Source organism: Pseudomonas anatoliensis (assembly GCF_017976235.1).
Lineage (GTDB): Bacteria > Pseudomonadota > Gammaproteobacteria > Pseudomonadales > Pseudomonadaceae > Aquipseudomonas > Aquipseudomonas anatoliensis.
This window is the reverse complement of record NZ_JACVHC010000005.1, coordinates 388978-415797: the sequence shown is the minus strand read 5'-3', so window position 1 is coordinate 415797 and position 26820 is coordinate 388978. Positions and strand designations below refer to the sequence as shown.

The following is a 26820-nucleotide window of genomic DNA, read 5'->3' as shown; positions in this document are numbered from 1 at the left end:
AATACTGCCGAACCAGAGCCGCCGCCGTCGGTCAGACCGTCTAGGCTCAGACAATTCCCCGCTCGCCCGAGGTCGTATCGATGACTCAAGAACCACTAGTTCGCGAAGCAGAGGTTGCCGCATTCCGCGACGCCGTCTTGACCAAACTCACCTACGCGGTGGGCAAAGACCCTGATCACGCCTTCGACCATGACTGGTTCGAAGCCATTGCGTTGGCAGCGCGTGATCACATGGTCGAGCACTGGATGGACCACACCCGGCAGATCTACCGCAAAGGTCAGAAGCGGGTGTATTACCTCTCGCTGGAATTCCTCATCGGCCGTTTGCTCTACGACAGCCTGAGCAACCTCGGCCTGCTCGACGTGGCGCGTGAAGCCCTGACCGAACTCGGTGTCGATCTGGAGCGCATCCGCCTGCTGGAACCCGACGCGGCGCTCGGCAACGGTGGCCTCGGCAGACTGGCGGCGTGCTTCATGGAAAGCATGTCGACCCTCGGCATAGCTGGCCATGGTTACGGTATTCGTTATGAGCACGGTTTGTTCCGCCAGGCCATCGTCGATGGCTGGCAGCAGGAGCAGACCGAGCACTGGCTGGACTTCGGCAACCCGTGGGAGTTCGAGCGTCCGGAAGTCGTCTACCCCATCGGCTTCGGTGGCAGTGTGGAAACCGTCACCGACGCCAGCGGCCAATCCAGGCAAGTCTGGTCACCCGCCGAGACCGTCCGCGCAATTGCCTACGACACACCGGTAGTCGGCTGGCGTGGGGCGAGCGTCAATACCTTGCGCCTGTGGCGTGCGCGGGCGATGGAAGATCTGCACCTGGAGCGTTTCAACGCGGGTGACCACCTGGGCGCCGTCGCCGAAGTGGCTCGTGCCGAAAGCATTTCCCGCGTGCTCTATCCGGCGGACAGTACCGAGGCCGGGCAGGAACTGCGCCTGCGTCAGGAATACTTCTTTGTCGCCGCCTCGCTGCAGGATTTGCTGCGTCGCCATCGCAACATGCACACCTCGGTGCTGACCCTGGGCGATCACGCCGCCATCCAGCTCAACGACACGCACCCCTCGATTGCCGTCGCCGAACTGATGCGCCAATTGGTCGACGTCTACGACGTGGCATGGGATGCGGCGTGGCAAGTGACGGTCGATACGCTGTCGTACACCAACCACACGTTGCTGCCCGAAGCGCTGGAAACCTGGCCGGTCGGTTTGATGGAACGCATGCTGCCACGGCACATGCAGATCATTTACCTGATCAACGCCCAGCACATCGATTCGCTGCGCGCCAAGGGCATTCACGACTTCGACGTGCTGCGCGCGGTGTCGCTGATCGAAGAGGACAACGGTCGTCGGGTGCGCATGGGTAACCTTGCGTTCCTCGGTTCGCACAGCGTCAACGGCGTGTCCGGGTTGCACACGCAACTGATGCGCAAAACCGTGTTCTCCGAGTTGCACAAGCTTTACCCGGAGCGGATCAACAACAAAACCAACGGCATCACCTTCCGCCGCTGGCTGTACCAGGCCAACTCCGAGCTGACCTCGATGCTGGTTGATGCCCTCGGCCCGGATCTGCTCGATAACCCTGAAGAACGCCTGCTGGATCTGGAGCCATTCGCCGAGAAACCCGCGTTCCGCAAAGCTTTTGCCGAACAACGTCTGCACAGCAAAAAAGCGCTGGCTTATCTGATTCATGAACGGCTGGGGATCGCAGTGAACCCGGCGGCGATGTTCGACGTGCAGGTCAAACGGATCCACGAATACAAACGCCAGTTGCTCAACCTGTTGCACACCGTGGCGCTGTATCAGGCCATTCGCGCAGAGCCGGAAATCGACTGGGTACCGCGCGTGAAGATCTTCGCCGGCAAGGCTGCGGCGAGTTATCACCAGGCCAAGTTGATCATCAAGCTGACCAACGACATCGCCCGGGTGGTGAACAATGATCCGACCGTGCGTGGCCTGTTGAAAGTGGTGTTTTTGCCCAACTACAACGTCAGCCTCGCGGAGAGCATTATTCCGGCGGCGGACCTTTCGGAGCAGATTTCCACCGCCGGTTTCGAGGCGTCGGGCACCAGTAACATGAAGTTCGGCCTCAACGGTGCGTTGACCATCGGCACCCTCGATGGCGCCAATGTGGAGATGTGCGAGCGTATTGGCGCCGAGCACATGTTCATCTTTGGCCTCAGCGCGCAGCAGGTCGAAGCGCGCAAACAGAACCACGAGTTCAGCGCTGCGCCGGACATCGCGGAGTCCCATCGCCTCAACGATGTGTTGCAAGCGATCCGCAGCGGCGTGTTCTCGCCGGATGACACTTCACGCTATACCGGGCTGATCGATTCGCTGGTGGACTACGACCGCTTCCTGGTCTGCGCCGACTTCGACTCCTACTGGGAAGCACAGAAACGCGTCGAAGCGCATTGGCATGACGCTGATAACTGGTGGCGTTCGGCGGTGTTGAATACATCGCGGATGGGCTGGTTCTCGTCCGACCGGACGATCCGCGAATACGCCACGGATATCTGGAAGGCGCTGGAGTAACTTTCCGCTCGGCTCGATATACTGCGCGCCGGAAAAGATCGCAGCCTCGGCAGCTCCTACAGGGGTTTACATAACCTGTAGGAGCTGCCGCAGGCTGCGATCTTTTTCGATCAGGCTGCGCTAATCTTCCCGGATTGGCCTTCGCGCTTAGGGATATCGACCATGCAATGGATGTTCATGTTGATCGGGCTGGTGCTCGGCTGGCTGCTCGACGAGTCGCTCAGTGATGCGCTGTTGGGTGCGCTGCTGGGGCTGGCGATCGGTCAGACGATCCGCATTGCGCGGCTTGGCTCGCAGATGGCGGAGCAACAGCACCAACTTGAACAGGTGAGGGTGGCCTTACAAGGCGTTGCCCAGCGTCTGTTCCTGCTGGAAGGCTCGCCATCTCATGCGGCGGCAACGCCAAGCGTTGAACCGGTCAGTGAGCCTGTTGACGTCGTCGCAGAGGCCCCGACACCCGAACTAGTCTGGGAACTGCCGCCCGAACTTGAGCCAATTTCCGCCGTCGCCAGCGAAACCAGTCAACCATTGCCGGACGATGTCTGGCGTCTGGACGCCGTCACCCCCGAACCACAACAACCCGCCGAACCCCGAGGCCCGAACCTTATCGAGCGTGGCATCAGCGCTGCACGCAACTGGTTGTTCGGCGGCAACACCGTACTGCGTGTCGGCGTGGTGCTGTTGTTCTTCGGTCTGGCGTTTCTGCTGCGTTACGCCACCGAAGGCATGGTGGTGCCAATCGAATTGCGTTACGCCGGGGTCGCGGCAGCGGCGCTGGGTCTGCTGGCGCTGGGCTGGTGGCTACGTCAGCGCAACAGCAATTATGCGTTGATGCTGCAAGGCACCGGGATTGCTGTGCTGTACCTGACGGTGTTTGCGGCGATGCGTTTGCATCCGCTGCTTGATCCGTCCGCCGCGCTGGGTTTGCTGGTGGCCGTGACGGTGTTCTCGGCGATTCTGGCCATTACGCAAGATGCGCTAGGTCTGGCCGCAGCGGCCGCGCTGGGCGGTTTCGCCGCACCGATCCTGACCTCGACCGGCGCCGGTAACCATGTCGCACTGTTCAGTTATTTCGCGCTGCTCAATGCCGGCATTCTCGCCATCGCCTGGTTCAAAGCCTGGCGCTTGCTCAACCTGATCGGCTTCGTCGGCACCTTCGGTATCGGTTTCGCCTGGGGCTTGCGCTCGTACGCGCCGGAACTGCTGTGGAGCACCGAGCCATTCCTGATTCTGTTCTTCCTGATGTACCTAGGCATCGGCCTGCTGTTTGCCCGACGTAAATTGCTCGATATGCCCGACGCTCCTGCGGACGGTGATCGCGAGGCGTTGCTGCACTGGTCGGCGCGCAAGGGCGATTACGTTGACGGGACGATGCTGTTCGGCCCGCCCATCGTGGGCTTTGGTTTGCAGTTTGCGCTGGTCCAGCACCTGGAGTTCGCCGCCGCATTCAGCGCCTTGGCGCTGGGCATGATTTACATGGGCCTGGCCAAGGTGTTGATGGGCGGGCGCGCGGTACTGCTGGGCGAAACCTGTCTGGCGCTGGGGGTGATTTTCGCCAGTCTGGCGATTCCGCTGGGCCTGGATGCACGCTGGACGTCGGCGGCATGGGCGGTGGAAGGTGCGGGGATTTTCTGGCTGGGTTTGCGTCAGCATCGACCATTCGCCCGGGCCTTTGCGTTGTTGCTGCAATTCGGTTCAGCGCTGGCGTTTCTCAGCCAATTGAATGTCAGCGAAAGCAGCCTGCTCGATGGTGCTCCACTGGGCGCGCTGATGCTTGGCGCTGCGCTGCTGTTTAGCTTCTATCAACTGCGCAAAGCCACGCCGGAACAGGCTTCGCCTTGGGAACGCCAAGGGCTGCCGGTATTGGCGTGCCTGGGCCTGACGTTCCTTTATCTATTGGCGCCGTTGTTCTTCTTCATTCAGGGCACGGCGATCAGTTGGGCACTGGCCGGTCTGGCGACCTTGTTTGTAGGTTTGCGGCTGCAATCGCGCACGTTCCTGTTCACCGCGTTCGGCGTGCAATTGCTGGGTGGTGCCTTGTTCCTGCTGCGGCTGCAAGGCGCTGGCGAAGATTCGGCGGCAGTCTTCAGCGCCGGTTGGAGCGGTCTGCTCAGTGCGTCGTTGATTGGCCTGGCGCTGATCGCCGGCATGCTTTTGGCCGCTCGCGACGAAATGGTGCGCGGCGACGTACGCCTGTTGCGTGGTTTGTCGGTGGTGTTGCTGGCCGGTCTGGTGCTGATCAATCTGGCGGTGTTGTTTGTCCTGCCGTGGCAAACGGCGAGTGCGGTGTGGGCCGCCAGCGGTTTGCTGATTATCTGGCTGAGCCTTTACCTCCAGCAACGCGTGAGTTTTGTCTTCGGACTGCTGTTGCAAGTGATCGGTGGCGCGGCGTTCTTGCTCGCCGGTCCCGAATTGCTCGGGCCGTTGTCTGCCGAAGGTCTGAAGCCGTTGGCCCATGGCGGGTTCTGGACGCCGCTGGTACTGGGGCTGGCGGCGATGATCGGTGCCTGGCGCCTGCAACTGGGCAATCACGCTTCGGCGTTTGATGCACTGAGTTTGCAGCGTTTGTCCGAAGTCTTGCTGGTGTGGGGCGCTGGTTGGTGGGCGTTGGCGTGGGTCAGTGAGGTGCTGCGTTTTGCACCGGTGAATCTGCAAGGGACGTTGTTGCTGTTGGTGGCGGCGTTGAGTGTTCTGTTGTGGACGCTGCTGTCGCTGCGCTTGAAGTGGCCGGCGCTGGCCTTGCTTTGCACGCTGCTGATTCCAGCGGCAGGCTTGGTATTGCTGGCGGCTTGGCACTCGCGTTATCACCCGGCGGCAGACTTCGGCTGGGTGGCGTGGACATTGGTGTTCGCTGTGCACTTCTTCAGCTTGCGCCGTTTGGCGCCAATGCTGCCGGCACGCGCCTCGGGCACCGCCCATGTGCTCGGTTGCTGGCTGCTGATCGGCGTGCTCGCGCTGGAATTGCGCTACGGCTTGCTCCTGTTGTCCGAGCAATACAACGCCTGGCGCTGGTTGGGTTGGGCGCTTCTGCCGAGCCTGTATCTGTTGCTGGCGGCAGCGCCGCGAAACTGGCCGTGGCCGGTGGCGGCGTTCGCCCGCGAATACCGTCTGTATGCCGCCGCGCCTTTGGCAGTGTTGATGCTTGCGTGGTTCTGGCTGGCCAACGGGGTCAGCGATGGCAACGCCGAACCCTTGCCGTACGTGCCGCTGCTCAATCCGCTGGAGCTGGGTCTACTGTTCGCCTTGTTCGGCGTTTATGTCTGGTCACGCAGTGCGGTTTCGCAGCTGTCGATCCGTCAGGACTACGCCGATTACGCCACGCAACTGGTCGCCGGGGTTTCGCTGTTCGCTTTCTGCACCGCGTTGGTGACCCGCGCTGCGCACCATTGGGCGGGAATTCCATTCGAACTCGATCAACTGCTCGCCTCTATGCTGGTGCAGGCCGGGTTATCCATCGTCTGGACGCTGATGGCGCTGGGGCTGATGATCGGCGGACACCTGCGTCATCGTCGCGAGGTCTGGCTGATCGGTGCGGCGCTGATTGCGCTGGTGGTGGCCAAACTGATTTTTGTCGAATTGAGCAACCGTGGCGGCCTCGCCCGGATCGTCTCGTTTATCGGCGTCGGCGTGTTGCTGTTGGTGGTGGGCTACTTCGCGCCGCTGCCACCCAAACGCGTCGAAGCTGACCCGGAGGCAGGAAAACCAGCCCCGGAAACCGAAGGAGTTGCATCGTGAGTCGCATGCTGAATCTGGGGTGGTTGGCGTTGGGTGTGGTGATGGTCGCCGGCGCTCAGGAAAAACCGGCGGACTTCGCCACGCAGGTGCCGCTGTCGGTGACGGGCGACGGCCCGTGGTATCGCCTGGAGTTGCCGCTAAGCGCGCAATTGCAGGCGCGCCAGACCGATCTCAGCGACTTGCGCGTGTTCAACGCTGCCGGCGAACCACAGGCCTACGCCTTGGCCCGCGAATCGGCGCAAACCCGCGACGACGGCCAGTTGCACGAAGTGAAGTGGTTCCCGCTGTATAACGCTGCGGACGCCACGGAGCGCGCCCCCAACGTCCGGGTGCAATCCACCACCAACGGCACGCTGGTTGAGGTGCAGCCATCCAGTCAGTTGGAGGCGGGTGAGGAAGTGCTGCGCGGCTGGTTGCTCGACGCCAGTGCAATCAAGGCACCGTTGCAGCAGTTGATCCTCGACTGGACCAGCGAGCGCGACGGCTTCCAGCGTTTCAGCATCGAGGCCAGTGACGACTTGCAGCGTTGGCAGCCGTGGGGCGAGGGGCAGGTGGCGCGACTGACCTTTTCCGATGAGCGGATCGAGCAGCAGGAGGTTGCCTTGCCGGGACAATCGGCGCGTTATCTGCGACTGCTCTGGGAGTCGCCGAACTCGGCACCGATCCTGACCTCAGCACAGCTGAAAAGCAGCGACCCGCGTAACGTGCCGCTGCCGTTGGTCTGGTCGCAAGCGTTGGCAGGCAGTAGCAGCAAACCCGGTGAATACACCTGGCAGTTGCCGATGGGGCTGAATGTCGAGCGGGTCCAGGTTGAGCTGAAACAACCGAACAGTCTGGCGCCGGTAACCTTGGCCGGCCGGCGCGAGAGCAGCCTGCCGTGGCAGACGTTAAGCAGTGGTTTGCTCTATCGCCTGACGCAGAATGCCCAAGACGTGGTGCAAAACGAATTGCAGCTCTACGGGCAAACCGTGCAGCAATTGAAGCTGACGGTGGATGAACGCGGCGGCGGTTTGGGCGAACAGGCGCCGAGCCTGAAATACGCGGTGCGGGCAACTCAGGTGATCTTCCTCGCGCGTGGAGAGGGGCCGTACAGTCTGGCGTTGGGTAATCCGAATGTGAAAACGGCGAATCTGCCGTTGACGACTCTTATTCCGGATTTCAAACCGGAGAAACTGGCGGCGTTGGGCAAGGCGACGGTTCAGGGGGACGCGGTTGCTACCCAGACATCGACCGCGACGACAGCGGCTGTGGCTGAGACCAATTGGAAGAAGCTCGGTTTGTGGGCGGTGTTGTTGTTGAGTGTGGTGTTTCTTGGGGCGATGGCGTTCAGTTTGTTGCGCAAGCCTCCTTCTAAATCCTGAAAAAGGCGGGTGCTGCGCACCCGATCGCGAGCAGGCTCACTCCTACAGGGAGCGCATTTCTTCAGATGGAATGCGATCCCTGTAGGAGTGAGCCTGCTCGCGATAGCGGTCTACCAGCCAGCAAAAATCTTCGAACTGTTGCCGTCAGTCACGCACCACCGGTCTCGAACCGGTCTACGCTAAACCCGCGACCTGAACTCTCTGCACCCTTTCACGTCTGATACAAGCAATTGCGCCCCGACGCACGTTACCGGGCGTCTTCGCTCGCTACGTTTTCAGACTCCCTGTAAACTGCGCGGGTTTTTAGCCCCCCATTCCACCGGAGCCGTCCATGTCCCGCGTTACCCTGAGTCGCTATTTGATTGAGCAGACCCGTAGCAACAACACTCCTGCCGATCTGCGTTTCCTGATCGAAGTGGTGGCGCGCGCCTGTAAAGAAATCAGCCACGCCGTGTCCAAAGGCGCCCTGGGTGGTGTTCTGGGCAGCATGGGCACTGAAAACGTGCAAGGCGAAGTGCAGAAGAAACTCGACGTGATCTCCAACGAGATCCTGCTCGAAGCCAACGAATGGGGCGGTCACCTGGCCGGCATGGCGTCCGAAGAAATGGACAATGCCTACCAGATCCCGGGCAAATACCCGAAAGGCGCGTACCTGTTGGTATTCGACCCGTTGGACGGTTCGTCGAACATCGACATCAACGCCCCGGTCGGCACGATCTTCTCGGTGCTGCGTTGCCCGAACGAATACCTGACCCAGAACGAGCCGCTGAACGAAAAAGCGTTCCTGCAGCCGGGTACTCAGCAAGTTGCCGCCGGCTACGCGATCTACGGCCCGCAGACCATGCTGGTGCTGACCTTGGGCCACGGCGTCAAAGGCTTCACCCTGGACCGCGAAATGGGCAGCTTCGTGCTGACCCACGAAGACATCACCATTCCTGAATCGACCCAGGAATTCGCCATCAACATGTCCAACCAGCGTCACTGGGAAGCCCCGGTACAACGTTATGTTGGCGAGTTGCTGGCCGGTGAAGAAGGTCCGCTGAAAAAGAATTACAACATGCGTTGGGTCGCGGCGATGGTTGCCGACGTGCACCGCATCCTGACCCGTGGCGGTCTGTTCATGTACCCACGCGACAGCCGCGAGCCATCCAAGCCTGGCAAACTGCGCCTGATGTACGAAGCCAATCCGATGTCGTTCCTCGTGGAACAAGCGGGCGGCGCGTCCACCGACGGTCACCAGCGCATCCTCGACATTCAGCCGGACGGCCTGCACCAGCGTGTTGCGGTGTTCCTGGGCTCGAAAGAAGAAGTCGCCCGCGCTACGGCCTACCACAAGGAATAAACCATGAACGCGCCCTGGCAGCCGTTGCTCGATTGGTGGTTCGGAAATGCCGAATCACCGGATGAGATATCGGCTGACAAGGGCAAGTTGTGGTTCGGCAAGCGTGACAGCCAAGACCTCGAAGCGCAGACGCGTTTCGGGGTCTTTGTCGATCAGGCCCTGGCTGGCGAATTGACCGAGTGGACGCAATGTCCCGAAGGTTGGCTGGCGGTGGTGCTGCTGCTCGATCAACTGCCGCGAATGATCTTTCGCGACTCTCCCAAAGCTTTCTCCGGTGATCTGCGTGCGCAGAAGCTCGTTGCGCAAGGCATTGCTGCGGATTTCGATCGGCAGTTAAAACCCATTCAGAGAGTGTTCATTTATCTGGTGTTCGAACACTGCGAAAACCTCGCGGTGCAGAATGAGGCGGTTTCCAGATTTATCGAATTGGTGGCTGAACAGCCGGAAGCGGAGCGGGCAGTGTTTGCCGACAATCTGGATTATGCCGAGCGGCATCAGAAGGTGATTGCACGGTTTGGAAGGTTTCCGCATCGCAATGCGGTGTTGGGGCGGGAGTCTACGGCTGAGGAGTTGGAGTTTCTTTCCGAACCCGGGTCCAGATTCTAAATCTTCAGTGCGGCTGATGCCGCTTTCGCGGGCAAGCCCGCTCCCACAGTGTTTTGGGGTGGAGCACACATTGTGTGAACACCGAAGATCCCTGTGGGAGCGGGCTTGCCCGCGAAGGGGCCAGTTGCAGCATTTTAGATCCTGAAGCTGCCAACCAACTGCTTCAACCGCGCCGCCTGCTGCTCCAGATCCGAACAGGCCCGTAACGTCGCCTGCAAGTTCTCCACACCTTCCTGATTCAGCGTGTTGATCTCGTTGATATCAACATTGATCGACTCAACCACGGCGGTCTGCTCTTCAGTCGCGGTCGCCACCGACTGGTTCATGCCGTCGATCTCGCCGATGCGTTGGGTCACGCTGCCCAGGCGTTCGCCGGCCTGATTGGCGATACCGACGCTGCTTTCGCTCTCGCGCTGACTCTCGGTCATGATGCTGACCGCCTGACGCGCGCCGACTTGCAGCTCTTCGATCATCTTTTGCACTTGTTGCGCGGAATCCTGGGTGCGGTGCGCGAGGTTGCGCACTTCGTCAGCGACCACGGCGAAACCACGACCGGCTTCGCCGGCACGCGCGGCTTCGATCGCGGCGTTCAGTGCCAGCAGGTTGGTCTGCTGCGAAATGCTGGTGATCACTTCCAGAATCTGGCCGATGTTCACGGTGTTGCTGTTCAGGGTTTCGATGTTGCCGCACGAATCGCTGATCTTCGCCGAGAGCTGTTGCATCGCGTGGATGGTTTTATCCACAACCTGCTGACCGTCAACCGCCAGGCTGCGCGCTTCGCTGGAATGCTGCGAGGCGAGGGCGGCGTTTTGGGCGATCTCCTGCGCCGCAGCGCCGAGCTGGTTGATCGCGGCGGCCACACTGTTGGTGCGAGTGGCTTGTTGATCGGAGTTGTACATCGACGAATTCGAGGCCGCGACCACGCGCAGGGCGACTTCGTTGACTTGCCCGGTGGCCGAAGACACTTCGCGGATCGAGGTGTGGATACGCTCCACGAAACGGTTGAACGAGGTGCCCAGTGCGCCGAATTCGTCGTTGCCGTGGATGACCAGACGTTTGGTCAGGTCGCCTTCACCTTCGGCGATGTCGTGCATGGCGCGGCCCATGGTCAGCAGCGGCTGCATCAGAACGCGGATCAGCATGCCGAGCAGGAAGATGATGATCACCACGGCAATGACCATGGCGATCAGCGCCGAGGTGCGGAATTCGCTGAGCATCGAGAATGCGGTGTCTTTGTCCAGTACCAGCGCGACGTACCAGTCGGCCGACGGCACACCGTTGACGCGGGTGAAGGAGATAAATTGGGTCTTGCCGGCGAATTCGACTTCTTTCAGCCCCGGGCTGACTTTCGGTGCGCCGTTGGGGTAAGCCTCGGCGAGGGTCTTGAGCACCAGTTTGCTTTCCGGATGGATCAGGATTTTGCCATCGGCACTGACGATGAACGCGTGGCCGTGGCCGCCGAAGTTCAGCGAGTTGATGATCGCGCTGACGCTGGTCAGGTCGATATCTGCACCGGCCACGCCGAGCATCTGGCCCTGGCGCTGCACCGGTGTGGCAACGGTGATTACCAGTTTGCCCGACGAGGCGGCAATGTACGGTTCGGTGACGATGGTCTGCTGCGCGCTGTTGGCCGCTTTGTACCAGCCACGGGCGCGCGGATCGTAATCCGGCGCGCGGTTGCCGGCGGGCACCGAGAACATCACGCCGTCAGTACCGCCGAAGTAGCTGAGCTGGAAATTGCCGGTGTAGGCGGGCAGGTCGATGATGCGTTTCAGGCTGGCGGGGGCGTTGCCGTCGATCGCGACCTGCTGGGACAGCGATTGCAGCAATTGAATGCGGCTTTCCAGCCAGGTCTGGATGTTGCTGGTGGTCAGGCTGCCGAGTTCCTGCATGGTCGACTCGGTGCTGCTGCTCAGCGCTTCGCGTTGACGATAGTCGTTGAAAAAGATGAAACAGGCGAACGCAACGGCCACCACGAGGGCGGCAGCCAACAAGATCTTGTGGCTGAATTTCATGTTTCTGGTCATCGAATGAGCTACCGCGAAGGGGCTGGTCAAGAAAGGGTGGCAATTTGCCGCACTCTAGGGCTTTGCGCTGCTTTTATGTCGACCGCTGCGCGTCAAAGATTAGGCTTCTTTTGCGAAATGCGACGAAGTGCTCAGAAGCGTTACAAAGTCTCTGATTTATCGGGAAAAGCCAGACGAGCGGAGCAATAAATAGCCAGTCCGGCAGGGAACCAGACAAGGGTTTTCTCTTCTAAGCTTCTGGTTGGCACCATGCCATCCCCCCTTCGTTCCAGGAGTTACACCATGTCGCTGCGATCTCTCGCCCTGCTGTCGTTTTGCGTGCTGTTGGCCGCATGCAGCAAGGTCAATCAGGAAAATTACTCGAAGCTCTCGGCCGGCATGGCCAAGACCGAAGTGGAGACCCTGCTCGGCAAACCGACTGACTGCTCCGGCGCGCTCGGCATGTCCAGTTGCACCTGGGGCGACAAGAACAGCTTTATCAGCGTGCAGTACGCTGGTGACAAAGTGCTGATGTTTTCCGGCCAAGGCCTGAAGTAAACCGGGGCTTCGCGCCCACGGAGAAGAAAAATGAAGCGGTTATTGTTTGTCCTTTTTGCCGGCCTGGTACTGGCCGGCTGCGCCACTTCCGGCGTGGATCCGTTGGCGCCGAAAACCGTCGACAGCGTCAACCTCAAACGTTATCAGGGGACCTGGTACGAGCTGGCGCGTTTGCCGATGTATTTCCAGCGCCACTGTGCGCAATCCGAAGCCCGTTACATCCTCAAGCCTGACGGTAACGTTGCGGTGCTCAATCGCTGCCTGACCCCGGACTGGCAGTGGGAAGAAGCCAAGGGCACGGCTTATCCACAGGTGCCGGGCAAGACCGACAAGTTGTGGGTCGAATTCGATAACTGGTTCTCGCGACTGATTCCGGGTGTGGCGAAGGGCGAATACTGGGTGCTGTACGTCAGCGACGACTACAAGACCGCCATCGTCGGCGACCCGAGTCGCAAGTACCTGTGGCTGCTGTCGCGCACGCCGACCGTCAACGGTGTGGTGCGCGAAGAATTGTTGAGCAAGGCTCGCCAGCAGGGTTACGACACCACGCGGTTGATCTGGCGAGCGTCGGACCGGCAGATGGCCAAGACCTCGAATTAATAGCGAAAAGATCGCAGCCTTCGGCAGCTCCTACAGGGGAATGATGTGTTCCCTGTAGGAGCTGCCGAAGGCTGCGATCTTTTGCTTTTCTTAACCTAATAGTTCGCGCAGGACTTGGGTAAACGCGCGAGCGCTTTGTTCTTCTGCCGCATGGCGTCCATCACGCACCACCCACTGGCCATTGACCAGCACATCGCGCACCTGACGATCGCCGCCAGCAAACAACCAGCGATTCAAAATCCCGTCCCCGCTCGCCGTCGCCAGATACGGGTCGTTGCCATCGAGCACAATCCAGTCCGCACGTTTGCCGACTTCCAGCGCACCAATCGGCTGCCCCAACGCCTGAGCGCCGCCATCCAGCGCCGCGTCGTATAACGTGCGCCCGACCATCGGCTGATCCGCGCCATACAAACGGTTTCGCCGCTGATCACGCAAACGCTGGCCGTATTCCAGCCAACGCAATTCCTCTACCACGCTAAGCGACACATGGCTGTCAGAGCCGATACCCATGCGCCCGCCCTGAGCGAGGAAATCCACCGCCGGGAAAATCCCGTCGCCGAGGTTGGCTTCGGTGGTCAGGCACAGACCGGCGATGGCGCGACTCTTGGCCATCAGCGTGACTTCTTCCGGGTTGGCGTGAGTGGCGTGGACCAGGCACCAGCGCTGATCGACTTCTGTGTTTTCGTACAGCCATTGCAGCGGGCGACGGCCGCTCCAGCTCAGGCAGTCGTCGACTTCCTTCTGCTGTTCGGCGATGTGGATGTGCACCGGGCAATGCTTGTCACTGGCCGCCAGTACTTCGCTGATCTGCTGCGGGGTCACCGCGCGCAACGAGTGGAAACACAGACCCAGGGATTGCGCCTTTTGCTGCGCCAACAAGGGCTGCAAACGCGATTGCAGATTCAGGTAGTTTTCGGTGTTGTTGATAAACCGGCGCTGGCCGTCGTTTGGCGTCTGGCCGCCGAAACCGGCGTGGCTGTAGAGCACCGGCAGCAGGGTCAAACCGATGCCGCTTTCGCTGGCAGCCTGACTGATGCGCAACGCCAGTTCAGCCGGATCGGCATAAGGCTGACCATTGCTGTCATGGTGAACATAGTGAAATTCAGCGACCGAGGTGTAACCGGCCTTGAGCATTTCGATGTACAGCTGACGGGCGATCACGCCGAGTTGATCCGGGCTGATTTTTCCGACGAGGCGATACATCAGGTCGCGCCAGGTCCAGAAACTGTCATTGGGATTGCCTGCCACTTCGGCCAATCCGGCCATTGCCCGCTGGAAGGCGTGGGAGTGCAGATTGGGCATTCCTGGCAGCAACGGACCGCTCAGCCGTTCGGCGCCATCTGCGGTGGAATCGGCCTGGATTTGGGTCAGCAGGCCATCGGCGCTGACCTCAAGACGTACATTATTGGCCCATCCGTTAGGCAGCAGCGCGCGTTCGGCAAAGAAGGCGGACATGGTTCGGCACCCCATCGTGTGTTATTTGTATATACATATACAGACGTTTGCCTGCCCGGTAAACTCCGGCAAGCTAGCAACCTCTACCGACGAACAAGGATCCACCGTGCCGACTCCGCCTCCAGTTTCCCCGTTGGCCGCGAACATGGGCGACAGTCCGGCGCCCTTGTACGCCCGCGTCAAACAGATGATCACCCAGCAGATCGACAGCGGAAACTGGCCGCCGCACTACCGCGTGCCGTCCGAAAGCGAACTGGTCAATCAGCTCGGTTTCAGCCGCATGACCATCAATCGCGCGCTGCGCGAGATGACCGCCGATGGCCTGCTGGTGCGCATGCAAGGTGTCGGCACCTTCGTCGCCGAGCCGAAGAGCCAGTCCGCGCTGTTTGAAGTGCACAACATTGCCGACGAGATCGCCTCCCGCGGTCATCGCCATACCTGCCAGGTCATCACCCTCGAAGAAGAGGCCGCCGGTTCCGAGCGCGCGCTGGCGCTGGATATGCGCGAAGGGCAAAAGGTTTTTCACTCGCTGATCGTGCATTACGAAAACGACATTCCGGTGCAAATCGAAGACCGTTTCGTCAACGCGCTGGTCGCCCCGGAATACCTCAAGCAGGATTTCACCCTGCAAACGCCTTACGCCTATCTGAACCAGGTCGCGCCGCTGACTGAGGGCGAGCATGTGGTCGAAGCGATTCTCGCGGAGGCGTCCGAGTGCAAGTTGCTGCAGATCGAAAAAGGCGAGCCATGCCTGCTGATCCGCCGCCGCACGTGGTCGGGGCGTCAGCCGGTGACCGCTGCGCGCCTGATTCACCCCGGTTCCCGTCATCGTCTGGAAGGACGGTTTCATAAATGAAATGCGAAGTTAAGGTTTTACGCGCCGAAGGCTATCCGCGCATGCCGTGGAAAAACGGCGGCGGCAGCACTGAAGAAATCACCCGTGACGCTGGCGCTGGCCTCGACGGTTTCGGCTGGCGCCTGTCGATTGCCGACATCGCCGAGTCCGGCGGTTTCTCGAGCTTTGCCGGCTACCAGCGGGTGATTACGGTGTTGCAGGGTGACGGCATGACCCTGTGCGTCGACGGCGACGACACTCGGCCACTGTTACCGCTCGACCCGTTTGCATTCAGCGGCGAGAGTAAAGTGTCCTGCACCTTGCTCGGTGGGGCGATTCGCGATTTCAACCTGATTTATGCGCCGCAGCGTTACAGCGCGCGGTTGCAGTGGCTGGAGGGTGAGCAACGGTTTTTCAGCTCGGCCGGCACGGTGTTGGTGTTCAGTGTCAGTGAGTTGCTTGAAGTTGTGGTCGGTGAGAAGACTGCACAACTTGGCCGTCATGATTGCCTGCAATTGGACGGTAACAGCGGGCTGGTTGAAGTCGCCTTGAATGCCTCGTGCTGCGTGATCGAACTGGCTGCGCGCTGATTCAAATAACGTCAAAAGATCGCAGCCTTCGGCAGCTCCAACAGGGTGTACATCAATCCCACTGTAGGAGCTGCCGAAGGCTGCGATCTTTTGCTTTTGGGGTGTTCCCAACCACGCACCAACTTGTTACCGAACGCCCCAGCGTGGCGCAAAACCCCACTTGCGTAACATCTCTCTACCTCCCCAAACCATCCCTCGAAAAATTTCATCATCGCCAGAACCCTTGATTCAGGCGATCTCCAGCCGTGTCCGCGATTTTTCTTGAACACCCCACTGCCAAGTTGGCCGCTTGATTGCATATGCTTGTATGTACAAGTAAAGACGTATGCGTATGAGTCGTTAGAGATTCTCCGCAGCGTCCACTGATTCGCTTGTCGCGCATTGATGCGCACAGGCTGCTTGCCCACTGCCAGGGTTGGTTTGAATTGATCGCTGAGGAGTCTTTTTCGTGACTGACAATACCCAGAAACCTACAAAGCATCGTGACGTCGAAATCCGTGCCGCCCGCGGTAACAAGCTGACCGCCAAGAGCTGGCTGACCGAAGCGCCGCTGCGCATGCTGATGAACAACCTCGACCCGGAAGTCGCCGAGAACCCGAAGGAACTGGTGGTATATGGCGGTATCGGTCGCGCCGCCCGTAACTGGGAGTGCTACGACAAGATCGTTGAAAGCCTGACCAACCTGAATGACGACGAGACCCTGCTGGTGCAATCCGGCAAGCCGGTCGGCGTGTTCAAGACTCACAGTAACGCCCCGCGCGTACTGATCGCCAACTCCAACCTGGTGCCGCACTGGGCGAGCTGGGAGCACTTCAACGAACTCGACGCCAAAGGCCTGGCCATGTACGGCCAGATGACTGCCGGCAGCTGGATCTACATCGGTAGCCAAGGCATCGTTCAAGGCACCTACGAAACCTTCGTAGAGGCAGGTCGTCAGCACTACAACGACAATCTCACCGGCAAGTGGGTCCTGACCGCAGGTCTGGGCGGCATGGGCGGCGCTCAGCCGCTCGCGGCAACTTTGGCCGGCGCGTGCTCGCTGAACATTGAATGCCAGCAGGTCAGTATCGATTTCCGCCTGAAAAGTCGCTACGTCGACGAGCAAGCCACTGACCTCGACGACGCGCTGGCGCGCATCGCCAAATACACCAAAGAAGGCAAAGCGATCTCCATCGCCCTGCTGGGCAACGCGGCGGAAATTCTGCCGGAACTGGTCAAGCGCGGCGTGCGCCCGGACATGGTCACCGACCAGACCAGCGCCCACGATCCACTCAACGGTTACCTGCCGGCCGGCTGGACCTGGGACGAATATCGCGCCCGCGCCAAGACCGAACCTGCCGCTGTGATCAAAGCCGCCAAGCAGTCGATGGCTGTGCACGTCAAAGCGATGCTGGCGTTCCAGAAGCAAGGCATTCCGACCTTCGACTACGGCAACAACATCCGTCAGATGGCTCAGGAAGAGGGCGTTGAGAACGCATTCGACTTCCCGGGTTTCGTACCGGCTTACATCCGTCCGCTGTTCTGCCGTGGCATCGGCCCGTTCCGTTGGGCGGCGCTGTCGGGTGATCCGCAAGACATCTACAAAACCGACGCCAAGGTCAAAGAGCTGATCCCGGACGACGCCCACCTGCACAACTGGCTGGACATGGCCCGCGAGCGCATCAGCTTCCAGGGTCTGCCGGCCCGTATCTGCTGGGTTGGCCTGGGCCTGCGCGCCAAGCTCGGTCTGGCCTTCAACGAAATGGTCCGTAGCGGTGAATTGTCCGCCCCTATCGTGATCGGTCGCGACCACCTCGATTCCGGCTCGGTCGCCAGCCCGAACCGCGAAACCGAATCGATGCAGGATGGTTCCGACGCTGTGTCCGACTGGCCATTGCTGAATGCTCTGCTCAACACCGCGAGCGGCGCGACCTGGGTTTCCCTGCACCACGGCGGCGGCGTCGGCATGGGTTTCTCGCAGCACTCGGGCATGGTGATCGTCTGCGACGGTACCGACGAAGCGGCCGAGCGAATCGCCCGCGTGCTGCATAACGACCCGGCTACCGGTGTCATGCGTCACGCCGATGCCGGTTACCAGATCGCTATCGACTGCGCGAAGGAACAGGGCCTGAACCTGCCGATGATTACCGGTCAATAAACGCAAAACCCTGTAGGAGCTGCCGCAGGCTGCGATCTTTTGAGGTTGGTTTTTCAAGATCAAAAGATCGCAGCCTGCGGCAGCTCCTACAAGGAATCTAACAATCCACAGAGGTTGAATCATGGCTGTTAACACCGATCGTGCAGGCAACAAACCGTTGATCGAAAGACGTTCGATCGACTACATCCCGGAAGCGGAAAGACACGGTCGTCTGTTCAGCCAATTCACCCTGTGGATGGGTGCCAACCTGCAAATCACCGCGATTGTCACCGGGGCCCTGGCCGTGGTGCTGGGCGGTGATGTGTTCTGGTCGTTGATCGGTCTGCTGATCGGTCAACTACTGGGCGGTGGCGTCATGGCGCTGCATGCTGCGCAAGGACCGAAACTGGGCCTGCCGCAGATGATTTCCAGCCGCGTGCAGTTTGGTGTGTATGGCGCGGCCATCCCGATCGTGCTGGTGTGTTTGATGTACCTGGGTTTTACCGCCACCGGAACCGTGCTTTCCGGTCAGGCGCTGGGCCAGTTGTTTGGTGTCAGCGACAGCGTCGGCATCCTGATTTTTGCCAGTGTCATCGTCTTGGTCACGGTGCTCGGTTATCGAGTGATCCACTGGATTGGCCGTGTCGCCAGCGTCATCGGCGTGATCGCTTTTGTTTTCCTGTTCTGGCGTCTGATCAATCAGACCGACGTCGGCGCACTCCTGCAAATCCGCCACTTCAGCTGGAGCAGTTTCCTGCTGGCGGTGTCGCTCGCCGCTTCCTGGCAGATCGCTTTTGGCCCGTACGTGGCTGACTATTCGCGCTACCTGCCGAGCAGCACTTCCTCGGTGAAAACCTTCTTCGCCGCGGGCGCCGGCTCGGTGATTGGCGCTCAAGTGGCGATGATCCTCGGCGTGTTCGCTGCGGCTTCGGCCAACGGTCAATTCGCCGGCCATGAAGTGGCTTACATCGTAGGACTGGGCGGTACCGGTGCCACCGCTGCGCTGCTGTACTTCAGCATCGCCTTCGGCAAAGTCACCATCTCCACGCTGAACTCCTACGGCAGCTTCATGTGCATCGCGACCATCATCAGCGGTTTCCGTGGCCACCTGAAGGTGTCGCGTTTGCAGCGTCTGGTATTCGTGCTGTTCATCGTCGGTGCGGCAACCCTGATCGCATTGCTCGGACAGCATTCGTTCCTCGGCGCGTTCAAGTCTTTCATCCTGTTCCTGCTCGCCTTCTTCACGCCTTGGAGCGCGATCAACCTGGTCGACTACTACTGCATCACCCGTGAGCGCTATGACGTGCCGGCGCTGGCCGATCCGAATGGTCGCTATGGCCGTTGGAACATCCTCGGTATCAGCGTCTACGTGTTCGGTGTACTGGTGCAGTTGCCGTTTATCTCCACAAAGTTCTACACAGGTCCCTTGGTGGCGGCGCTGGGTGATGTGGATATCTCCTGGATCATCGGTCTGGTGGTGCCCGCCGCCGTGTATTACGTCTGTGCGAAAAAATGGCACAGCGCCGTACCTGATCAGCTGATTCTGCCGACCGAGCAGGACAGCGATGCACAACCTGAAAAAAGCGGGGCCAGCCGCGTTGCGGCGCAGGCCTGATTGGACGTGGACAGGGCTGGATGCCTCTTGACTGCCGTAAGCCCAATTCATGATTAGGAGCGTCACGACAATGAAATCGAACAAGACCCTGCTGACCACTCTGCTTTCCATGGGCCTGCTCGCCAGTGCCGGTGCCACCCAGGCCGCCGGTTGGTGCGAGTCAGGCAAACCGGTGAAGTTCGCCGGCCTGAACTGGGAAAGCGGCATGCTGCTGACCGACGTCATGCAAGTGGTGCTGGAAAAAGGCTACGACTGCAAGACCGACAGCTTGCCGGGCAACTCCATCACCATGGAAAACGCCCTGAGCAGCAACGACATCCAAGTGTTCGCCGAAGAGTGGGTTGGCCGCAGCGAAGTCTGGAACAAGGCCGAGAAGGCCGGCAAGGTCGTCGGTGTCGGCGCACCTGTCGTGGGCGCTATCGAAGGCTGGTACGTGCCGCGTTATGTGATCGAAGGCGACGCCAAGCGCAAGCTTGAACCGAAAGCGCCAGACCTGAAAAACATTGCCGATCTGGCCAAGTATTCCGCCGTGTTCAAAGACGCTGAAGAACCTGCCAAGGGCCGTTTCTACAACTGCCCGGCCGGCTGGACCTGCGAGCTGGACAACAGTGAAATGCTGAAAAGCTACGGCCTGGAAAACAGCTACACCAACTTCCGCCCAGGCACCGGCCCGGCGCTGGATGCGGCGGTGCTGTCGAGCTACAAACGTGGCGAGCCGATTCTCTTCTACTACTGGTCGCCAACCCCGCTGATGGGCCAGGTCGATCTGGTCAAACTGGAAGAAAAACCGGGCGTCGACAAGACCGTGACGATCAAGGTCGGCCTGTCCAAGACCTTCCACGAACAAGCCCCGGAACTGGTGGCGGTGCTGGAAAAGGTCAACCTGCCGATCGATTTGCTGAACCAGAATCTGGGACGCATGGCGAAGGAACGTATCGAGTCGCCAAAACTGGCGAAAATCTTCCTCAAGGAACATCCTGAGGTCTGGCACGCGTGGGTCAGTGAAGACGCCGCCAAGAAAATCGACGCGGCGCTGTAGGTCGCTACCTCCCGGTCAACCGTGAGGCTGGCCGGGAGATATGCCGTCATCGCTTGATTGAGATTTCTGATTGAGAGCCGCTTATGTTTCCCGAAAGCTTTACCTTTTCCATCGCCGACTGGGTCAACGGTTGGGTCGATTCGCTAGTCACCAACTACGGTGATGTGTTCCGCCAGATCTCGGACACCCTGCTGTGGGCCATCGTCAATCTCGAAGGCCTGCTGCGTGCTGCACCGTGGTGGCTGATGCTGGCGATCGTCGGTGTCGTCGCCTGGCATGCAACGCGCAAAGTCGTGACCACGGCGGTGATCGTCGGTCTGTTGTTTCTCGTAGGCGCTGTCGGCCTGTGGGACAAACTCATGCAGACGCTGGCGCTGATGATGGTGGCGACGATCATATCGGTGCTGATCGGCATTCCGCTGGGGATTCTCTCGGCGCGCAGCAATCGCCTGCGTTCGGTACTGATGCCGCTGCTCGACATCATGCAGACCATGCCGAGTTTCGTGTACCTGATTCCGGTGCTGATGCTGTTCGGTCTGGGCAAGGTCCCGGCGATTTTCGCCACCGTGATCTACGCCGCACCGCCGCTGATTCGCCTGACCGATCTGGGCATTCGCCAGGTCGACGGCGAAGTCATGGAAGCGATCAACGCGTTCGGCGCCAACCGCTGGCAACAACTGTTCGGCGTGCAGCTGCCGCTGGCACTGCCAAGCATCATGGCCGGGATCAACCAGACCACCATGATGGCCCTGTCGATGGTGGTGATCGCCTCGATGATCGGTGCCCGTGGCCTGGGTGAAGACGTGCTGGTGGGGATTCAGACCCTCAACGTCGGACGCGGGCTTGAGGCCGGTCTGGCGATCGTGATTCTCGCAGTGGTCATCGACCGCATTACTCAGGCGTACGGTCGGCCACGGCATGAGGTGAGCAAATGAGCAACGCAACCGTGAGCAAGATTGAAGTCAAAAACGTCTTCAAGATTTTCGGCAACCGCGCCAAGGACGCCTTGGCCATGGTTGGCCAGGGCAAGACCAAGGATCAGGTGCTGAGCGAAACCGGCTGCGTGGTCGGGGTCAACGACCTGTCGCTGAGCATCGGCACCGGCGAGATTTTCGTGATCATGGGCCTGTCCGGTTCCGGCAAGTCGACGCTGGTGCGCCACTTCAATCGCCTGATCGACCCGACCAGCGGCGCGATCCTGGTGGACGGCGTGGACATCCTGCAATACGACATGCAAGCCCTGCGCGAATTTCGCCGGCACAAGATCAGCATGGTCTTCCAGAGCTTCGGCCTGCTGCCGCACAAGACCGTGCTCGACAACGTCGCCTACGGCCTCAAAGTGCGCGGCGAGAGCAAGCAACTGTGCGCCGAGCGGGCGTTGCACTGGATCAACACCGTGGGCCTCAAGGGCTACGAAAACAAATACCCGCACCAGCTCTCCGGCGGCATGCGTCAGCGTGTGGGCCTGGCCCGCGCCTTGGCGGCGGACACTGACATCATCCTGATGGACGAAGCGTTCAGTGCGCTGGATCCGCTGATCCGCGCCGAGATGCAGGACCAGTTGCTGGAGCTGCAAAAGACCCTGCACAAGACCATCGTCTTCATCACCCACGACCTCGACGAGGCGGTGCGTATCGGCAATCGCATTGCGATTCTCAAGGACGGCAAGCTGATTCAGGTCGGTACGCCACGCGAGATCCTGCATTCGCCAGCGGATGAGTATGTCGACCGGTTCGTGCAGCGGCGGGCTGCGGTTGTCTGAATCTGGACTGCCCCTGTGGCGAGGGGATTTATCCCCGATCGGCTGCGTAGCAGTCGTAAATTCAACCAATGCGGTCTGTCAGACAGACCTCTTCGGACGATTTTGGGGCGGCTTCGCCACCCATCGGGGATAAATCCCCTCGCCACAGGGTTTCTATAGTCAACAAAATTGGTATGAGGCTTCAGATGTCCCAGGCTGAAAAAATCGTGATCACCGGCGCCCATCTGCGCTGGCAAGACGTAGTCGCCGTTGCCCGTCACGGCGCGCCACTCGAGCTGTCGAGCGACACGTGGGCGCGCATCGAAAACGCGCAAGGCATCGTCCAGCGCATCGTCGCCAGCGGCGAGCGTGCTTATGGCGTCAACACCGGCCTGGGCGGGTTGTCCAACGTCTCGCTGAAAGACGAACAGCTCAGCGAGTTGTCACGCAACACCCTGCTCAGCCATGCCTGCGGCGTCGGCCCGGTTTTGGCCGACGAACAAACCCGCGCGATCATCTGCGCCGCGATTCACAACTACAGCCACGGCAAATCCGGCATCCATCGCCGGGTGGTCGAAGGGCTGCTGGCGTTGCTCAATCGCGGTATCACCCCGCAGGTGCCGTCGCAAGGCTCGGTGGGTTATCTGACCCACATGGCGCACATCGGCATTGCACTGCTGGGCGTTGGTAATGTCAGCTATCGCGGGCAAATCACCTCTGCTCAACAAGCGCTGGCCGAAGAGGGCCTGCAACCGGTGCAACTCGGCGCGAAGGACGGTTTGTGTCTGGTCAACGGCACGCCGTGCATGACCGGCCTCAGCTGCCTGGCCATCGCCGACGCCACCCGTCTGCTGCAATGGGCCGACGTCATCGGCGCCATGAGTTTCGAAGCGCAGCGAGGGCAGATCGCCGCGTTCGATGCCGAGATCATTGCGTTGAAACCGCATCCGGGGATGCAGCAGGTTGGCGTCAATCTGCGTGCATTGCTCGACGGCAGTGAAGTGATCGCATCGAGCAAAGGCATTCGCACTCAGGATGCGCTGAGCATCCGTTCGATTCCGCAGGTGCACGGCGCCGCGCGCGATCAACTGGAGCACGCGATCAAACAGATCGAAAGCGAGCTCAACGGCTGCACCGACAACCCGCTGCTGCTGGGCACACCGGACGAATTCCGCGTCATGTCGCAAGCCAATCCACACGGTCAATCAGTAGCAATGGCGGCAGATTTGCTGGCAATTGCCATGGCGGAAATCGGCTCGATTGCCGAGCGTCGTCTCGATCGCCTGGTGAATCCGCACGTCAGCGGTCTGCCGGCATTTCTGGTGGCCAATCCGGGGGTGAACTCCGGGATGATGATCGTGCAATACGTCGCCGCGTCACTGTGTGCGGAAAACCGCCAATTGGCACAACCGGCTGTGCTCGACAACTACATCACTTCGGGTTTGCAGGAAGACCACTTGAGCATGGGCACCAACGCTGCACTCAAGCTGCATCGCGCCCTGGAAAACTGCACGCAAATCCTCGCCATCGAATATCTGCTGGCGGCGCAGGCGTTTGAATTCCTCAAGGAACAACGTTTCGGCGCGGGCACCGATGTTGCGTGGCGACTGCTGCGCGAAAAGGTCCCGGCTTATGATCAGGATCGCTGGCTGGCGCCGGATATCGCTGCCGCTGCAAGCGTTCTGAAAGACTCGAATTTGCTGCACAACGTACTACCGAATCTGCACTGAAATCTATCTACGCCAGCGTGCCAAGGCGCGGCTCCCCAAAAGGGCAGACGCGACGGACAACGGACATCTCCGGAGCGTCTGGCGAGTTAACAATAAACTCTCAAAAGGAGCACAAAATGACTGCGCTGAACCTGATTCCCGGCCAACTGAGCCTGGCCCAACTGCGTGACGTGTATCAGAACCCGGTCAAGCTGACCCTCGACGACAGCGCATCGCAGCAGATCGAAGCCAGCGTCGCCTGCGTCGAGCAGATCCTCGCCGAAAACCGCACTGCCTACGGCATCAACACCGGTTTCGGCCTGCTGGCCTCGACCCGCATCGCCAGCGAAGACCTGGAAAACCTCCAGCGCTCGCTGGTGTTGTCCCACGCTGCCGGCGTCGGCGCGCCGATCAGCGATGCGCTGGTGCGGTTGGTGATGGTGCTCAAGGTCAACAGCCTCAGCCGTGGTTTTTCCGGGATCCGTCGCGTTGTGATCGATGCGCTCATTGCGCTGATCAATGCCGAGGTTTATCCGCACATTCCGTTGAAAGGTTCGGTCGGTGCTTCCGGCGATCTGGCTCCATTGGCGCACATGTCGCTGGTGCTGCTGGGCGAAGGCAAGGCGCGTTACAAGGGCGAGTGGATGGAAGCCACCGAAGCGCTGAAAGTCGCCGGCCTGACGCCGCTGACGCTGGCGGCTAAGGAAGGTCTGGCGCTGCTCAACGGCACTCAGGTTTCTACTGCTTTTGCGTTGCGTGGTTTGTTTGAAGGCGAAGATTTGTTTGCTGGCGCCATCGCACTGGGCGCTCTGACGGTTGAAGCCGTGCTCGGTTCGCGCTCGCCGTTCGATGCGCGCATCCACGCGGCTCGCGGGCAGAAAGGCCAGATCGATGCGGCCGCTGCTTACCGCGATTTGCTGGGTGAGCGCAGCGAAGTTTCCGACTCGCACCAGAACTGCGACAAGGTCCAGGATCCCTACTCCCTGCGCTGCCAGCCGCAAGTCATGGGTGCCTGTCTGACCCAGTTCCGTCAAGCGGCGGAAGTGCTGGCGGTTGAAGCCAACGCCGTCTCCGATAATCCGCTGGTGTTCGCCGCTGAAGGCGATGTGATTTCCGGCGGTAACTTCCACGCCGAACCCGTGGCCATGGCCGCTGACAACATGGCCCTGGCCATCGCTGAAATCGGCTCGCTGAGCGAACGCCGCATCTCGCTGATGATGGACAAGCACATGTCGCAACTGCCGCCGTTTCTCGTGGCCAATGGCGGCGTGAACTCCGGTTTCATGATCGCTCAGGTGACCGCTGCCGCACTGGCCAGTGAGAACAAGGCGTTGTCCCACCCGCATTCGGTGGACAGCCTGCCGACTTCGGCCAACCAGGAAGACCACGTTTCAATGGCACCTGCGGCCGGCAAGCGTCTGTGGGAAATGGCCGAGAACACTCGCGGGATTCTCGCGGTGGAATGGTTGGCGGCGGTGCAGGGGCTGGATCTGCGTAATGGCCTGAAGACCTCGGCGAAACTGGAACAGGCTCGGGCCATTCTGCGCAAGGAAGTGCCGTTTTATGAGAAGGACCGGTTCTTTGCGCCGGACATCAATGCTGCGAGTGAGTTGTTGGCTTCGCGGTGTTTGAACGAGCTGGTTGCGGCGAAGGTTCTGCCGAGCCTGTGATGGACTCATCGCCAGCAGGCTGGCTCTCACAGTTGGAATGCGTTTCCCTGTGGGAGCCAGCCTGCTGGCGATTCGATTTTGAATACTGTGGAGACTAAGGGATGAAAACCCTCTGGCAACACTGCCACGTCGCAACCATGGCACAAGGCGTCTACTCGATCATCGAGGATGCCGCCATCGTGACGTCCGGTGCGCTCATCGAGTGGATCGGCCCGCGCAATCTATTGCCGTCCGGCGAATACCCAGCGGTCAATGATCTGCAAGGCGCGTGGGTCACCCCCGGCCTGATCGACTGCCACACCCACACGGTGTTCGGCGGCAATCGCAGCGGCGAGTTCGAGAAACGTCTGCAAGGCGTCAGCTACGCGGAAATCGCAGCGGCCGGTGGCGGCATCGCCAGCACCGTGCGCGCCACGCGGGAGGCGTCGGAAGACGAGCTGTTCGCCAGCGCCGCCAAACGCCTGAAAAGCCTCATGCGCGACGGCGTGACCACGGTAGAGATGAAGTCTGGCTACGGGCTCGATCTGGCCAACGAACGGAAGATCCTGCGGGTCATCCGTCGTCTGGCCAAAGAGCTGCCGATCAGCGTGCGCAGTACCTGCCTCGCCGCTCACGCGTTGCCGCCCGAATACAAGGATCGCGCCGACGCTTACATCGAACACATCTGCGCCGAAATGCTTCCTGCGCTAGCCGCCGAAGGCCTGGTCGATGCCGTGGATGCGTTCTGCGAATACCTGGCGTTCTCGCCGGAGCAGGTCGAGCGCGTGTTCATCGCCGCGCAAAAACTCGGCCTGCCGGTGAAGTTGCACGCCGAACAACTGTCGTCGCTGCACGGCTCCAGCCTCGCCGCACGTTATAAAGCGTTGTCCGCCGATCACCTGGAGTTCATGGACGAAGCCGATGCCATCGCCATGGCCGCGTCCGACACCGTCGCGGTGCTGTTGCCGGGTGCGTTCTACTTCCTGCGCGAAACCCAGTTGCCGCCGATGGACGCCTTGCGCAAACACAAGGTGAAAATCGCCATCGCCAGCGACCTCAATCCGGGCACCTCGCCTGCGTTATCGCTGCGTTTGATGCTGAATATGGCCTGCACCTGTTTCCGCATGACCCCGGAAGAGGCTTTGGCCGGCGCGACTATTCATGCCGCGCAAGCGCTGGGCATGGCCGACACACATGGCTCGCTGGAAATTGGCAAGGTCGCGGATTTCGTCGCTTGGCAGATTGATCGCCCGGCGGATCTGGCTTACTGGCTCGGTGGCGATCTGGACAAACGCGTCGTGCGTCACGGCGTTGAATCAAGTCTGTAGGAGA

The 26820-nt window shown here is 60.5% G+C and carries 19 protein-coding genes and 1 pseudogene; 17 read left to right on the top strand and 3 right to left on the bottom strand.

Annotated features, from left to right (window positions below; genetic code table 11):
* The first annotated feature begins 80 nt into the window (after positions 1-80).
* The 5 genes from ICA16_RS18670 (at position 81) to ICA16_RS18650 (ending at position 9575) form a co-directional block, all read left to right on the top strand.
* Positions 81-2531 carry a glycogen/starch/alpha-glucan phosphorylase gene (locus ICA16_RS18670; protein WP_210554345.1) on the top strand — a complete coding sequence of 817 codons (2451 nt, stop codon included), beginning with the start codon at positions 81-83 and terminating at the stop codon, positions 2529-2531.
* 162 nt (positions 2532-2693) lie between these two features.
* A complete protein-coding gene (locus tag ICA16_RS18665; RefSeq protein WP_210701226.1) occupies positions 2694-6266 on the top strand; it encodes a DUF2339 domain-containing protein in 3573 nt (1190 codons plus the stop codon).
* Entirely contained in the window at positions 6263-7627 is a 1365-nt protein-coding gene (locus ICA16_RS18660; RefSeq protein WP_210701225.1) for a DUF3999 domain-containing protein, read from the top strand. The genes ICA16_RS18665 and ICA16_RS18660 overlap by 4 nt, the downstream gene beginning before the upstream one ends.
* A 331-nt stretch (positions 7628-7958) precedes the next feature.
* On the top strand, positions 7959-8969 hold the full coding sequence (locus tag ICA16_RS18655) for a class 1 fructose-bisphosphatase (RefSeq protein WP_042557219.1): 1011 nt from the start codon (positions 7959-7961) through the stop codon (positions 8967-8969).
* 3 nt (positions 8970-8972) lie between these two features.
* Positions 8973-9575: a DUF924 family protein gene (locus ICA16_RS18650; RefSeq protein WP_210554343.1), complete on the top strand. Its 603-nt coding sequence runs from the start codon at positions 8973-8975 to the stop codon at positions 9573-9575.
* A gap of 134 nt (positions 9576-9709) precedes the next feature.
* On the opposite strand, the gene ICA16_RS28515 is transcribed toward ICA16_RS18650, so the two are convergent.
* Both ICA16_RS28515 and ICA16_RS28510 read right to left on the bottom strand, forming a co-directional pair.
* The gene (locus ICA16_RS28515) at positions 9710-10474 is read right to left on the bottom strand and encodes a methyl-accepting chemotaxis protein (protein ID WP_411959663.1); all 765 of its coding nucleotides are present in this window, start codon (positions 10472-10474) and stop codon (positions 9710-9712) included.
* Between the two features lie 93 nt (positions 10475-10567).
* Positions 10568-11590, bottom strand: a pseudogene (locus ICA16_RS28510) (HAMP domain-containing protein); the annotation flags it as partial.
* Positions 11591-11884: 294 nt separating this feature from the next.
* On the opposite strand from ICA16_RS28510, the gene ICA16_RS18640 reads away from it, so the two are divergent.
* Positions 11885-12139, top strand: a complete 255-nt coding sequence (locus ICA16_RS18640; RefSeq protein ID WP_150604007.1) for an outer membrane protein assembly factor BamE — start codon at positions 11885-11887, stop codon at positions 12137-12139.
* A 30-nt stretch (positions 12140-12169) separates the two neighbouring features.
* The gene (locus ICA16_RS18635) at positions 12170-12739 is read left to right on the top strand and encodes a lipocalin family protein (protein ID WP_210701223.1); all 570 of its coding nucleotides are present in this window, start codon (positions 12170-12172) and stop codon (positions 12737-12739) included.
* Positions 12740-12829: 90 nt separating this feature from the next.
* On the opposite strand, the gene ICA16_RS18630 is transcribed toward ICA16_RS18635, so the two are convergent.
* A complete protein-coding gene (locus ICA16_RS18630) occupies positions 12830-14194 on the bottom strand; it encodes a formimidoylglutamate deiminase (RefSeq protein ID WP_210701222.1) in 1365 nt (454 codons plus the stop codon).
* A gap of 145 nt (positions 14195-14339) precedes the next feature.
* Between ICA16_RS18630 and hutC the strand changes: the two genes are divergently transcribed.
* The 10 genes from hutC (at position 14340) to hutI (ending at position 26816) form a co-directional block, all read left to right on the top strand.
* Positions 14340-15050, top strand: a complete 711-nt coding sequence (hutC, locus tag ICA16_RS18625) for a histidine utilization repressor (RefSeq protein ID WP_181818442.1) — start codon at positions 14340-14342, stop codon at positions 15048-15050.
* Positions 15047-15619 carry a HutD/Ves family protein gene (locus ICA16_RS18620; protein ID WP_210701221.1) on the top strand — a complete coding sequence of 191 codons (573 nt, stop codon included), beginning with the start codon at positions 15047-15049 and terminating at the stop codon, positions 15617-15619. The genes hutC and ICA16_RS18620 overlap by 4 nt, the downstream gene beginning before the upstream one ends.
* A 448-nt stretch (positions 15620-16067) precedes the next feature.
* Complete coding sequence (hutU, locus tag ICA16_RS18615) at positions 16068-17756, top strand: urocanate hydratase (protein ID WP_150604003.1); 1689 nt, start codon at positions 16068-16070, stop codon at positions 17754-17756.
* A 121-nt stretch (positions 17757-17877) separates the two neighbouring features.
* Positions 17878-19350: a purine-cytosine permease family protein gene (locus ICA16_RS18610; protein ID WP_150604002.1), complete on the top strand. Its 1473-nt coding sequence runs from the start codon at positions 17878-17880 to the stop codon at positions 19348-19350.
* Between the two features lie 70 nt (positions 19351-19420).
* Positions 19421-20389, top strand: coding sequence for an ABC transporter substrate-binding protein (locus ICA16_RS18605; protein ID WP_150604001.1), 969 nt, complete (start codon positions 19421-19423; stop codon positions 20387-20389).
* Between the two features lie 83 nt (positions 20390-20472).
* On the top strand, positions 20473-21324 hold the full coding sequence (locus ICA16_RS18600) for an ABC transporter permease (protein WP_042557230.1): 852 nt from the start codon (positions 20473-20475) through the stop codon (positions 21322-21324).
* Positions 21321-22151 (top strand): quaternary amine ABC transporter ATP-binding protein, encoded by an 831-nt coding sequence (locus ICA16_RS18595; protein WP_150604000.1) that lies wholly within the window; start codon positions 21321-21323, stop codon positions 22149-22151. Before ICA16_RS18600 ends, ICA16_RS18595 begins: the two co-directional genes overlap by 4 nt.
* Positions 22152-22336: 185 nt before the next feature.
* On the top strand, positions 22337-23860 hold the full coding sequence (gene hutH, locus ICA16_RS18590) for a histidine ammonia-lyase (protein WP_210701220.1): 1524 nt from the start codon (positions 22337-22339) through the stop codon (positions 23858-23860).
* 116 nt (positions 23861-23976) lie between these two features.
* Entirely contained in the window at positions 23977-25509 is a 1533-nt protein-coding gene (gene hutH / locus ICA16_RS18585) for a histidine ammonia-lyase (protein WP_150617473.1), read from the top strand.
* Between the two features lie 101 nt (positions 25510-25610).
* Positions 25611-26816, top strand: a complete 1206-nt coding sequence (gene hutI, locus ICA16_RS18580; protein ID WP_210701219.1) for an imidazolonepropionase — start codon at positions 25611-25613, stop codon at positions 26814-26816.
* Positions 26817-26820: the final 4 nt, after the last annotated feature.

Bases quoted from the DNA above. Each gene is read 5' to 3' on its own strand.
- ICA16_RS18670 (WP_210554345.1), top strand. From the start codon at position 81: ATGACTCAAGAACCACTAGTTCGCGAAGCAGAGGTTGCCGCATTCCGC.
- ICA16_RS18665 (WP_210701226.1), top strand. From the start codon at position 2,694: ATGCAATGGATGTTCATGTTGATCGGGCTGGTGCTCGGCTGGCTGCTC.
- ICA16_RS18655 (WP_042557219.1), top strand. From the start codon at position 7,959: ATGTCCCGCGTTACCCTGAGTCGCTATTTGATTGAGCAGACCCGTAGC.
- ICA16_RS18650 (WP_210554343.1), top strand. From the start codon at position 8,973: ATGAACGCGCCCTGGCAGCCGTTGCTCGATTGGTGGTTCGGAAATGCC.
- ICA16_RS28515 (WP_411959663.1), bottom strand. From the start codon at position 10,474: ATGTACAACTCCGATCAACAAGCCACTCGCACCAACAGTGTGGCCGCC.
- ICA16_RS18640 (WP_150604007.1), top strand. From the start codon at position 11,885: ATGTCGCTGCGATCTCTCGCCCTGCTGTCGTTTTGCGTGCTGTTGGCC.
- ICA16_RS18635 (WP_210701223.1), top strand. From the start codon at position 12,170: ATGAAGCGGTTATTGTTTGTCCTTTTTGCCGGCCTGGTACTGGCCGGC.
- ICA16_RS18630 (WP_210701222.1), bottom strand. From the start codon at position 14,194: ATGTCCGCCTTCTTTGCCGAACGCGCGCTGCTGCCTAACGGATGGGCC.
- hutC (WP_181818442.1), top strand. From the start codon at position 14,340: ATGGGCGACAGTCCGGCGCCCTTGTACGCCCGCGTCAAACAGATGATC.
- ICA16_RS18620 (WP_210701221.1), top strand. From the start codon at position 15,047: ATGAAATGCGAAGTTAAGGTTTTACGCGCCGAAGGCTATCCGCGCATG.
- ICA16_RS18610 (WP_150604002.1), top strand. From the start codon at position 17,878: ATGGCTGTTAACACCGATCGTGCAGGCAACAAACCGTTGATCGAAAGA.
- ICA16_RS18605 (WP_150604001.1), top strand. From the start codon at position 19,421: ATGAAATCGAACAAGACCCTGCTGACCACTCTGCTTTCCATGGGCCTG.
- ICA16_RS18600 (WP_042557230.1), top strand. From the start codon at position 20,473: ATGTTTCCCGAAAGCTTTACCTTTTCCATCGCCGACTGGGTCAACGGT.
- ICA16_RS18595 (WP_150604000.1), top strand. From the start codon at position 21,321: ATGAGCAACGCAACCGTGAGCAAGATTGAAGTCAAAAACGTCTTCAAG.
- hutH (WP_210701220.1), top strand. From the start codon at position 22,337: ATGTCCCAGGCTGAAAAAATCGTGATCACCGGCGCCCATCTGCGCTGG.
- hutH (WP_150617473.1), top strand. From the start codon at position 23,977: ATGACTGCGCTGAACCTGATTCCCGGCCAACTGAGCCTGGCCCAACTG.
- hutI (WP_210701219.1), top strand. From the start codon at position 25,611: ATGAAAACCCTCTGGCAACACTGCCACGTCGCAACCATGGCACAAGGC.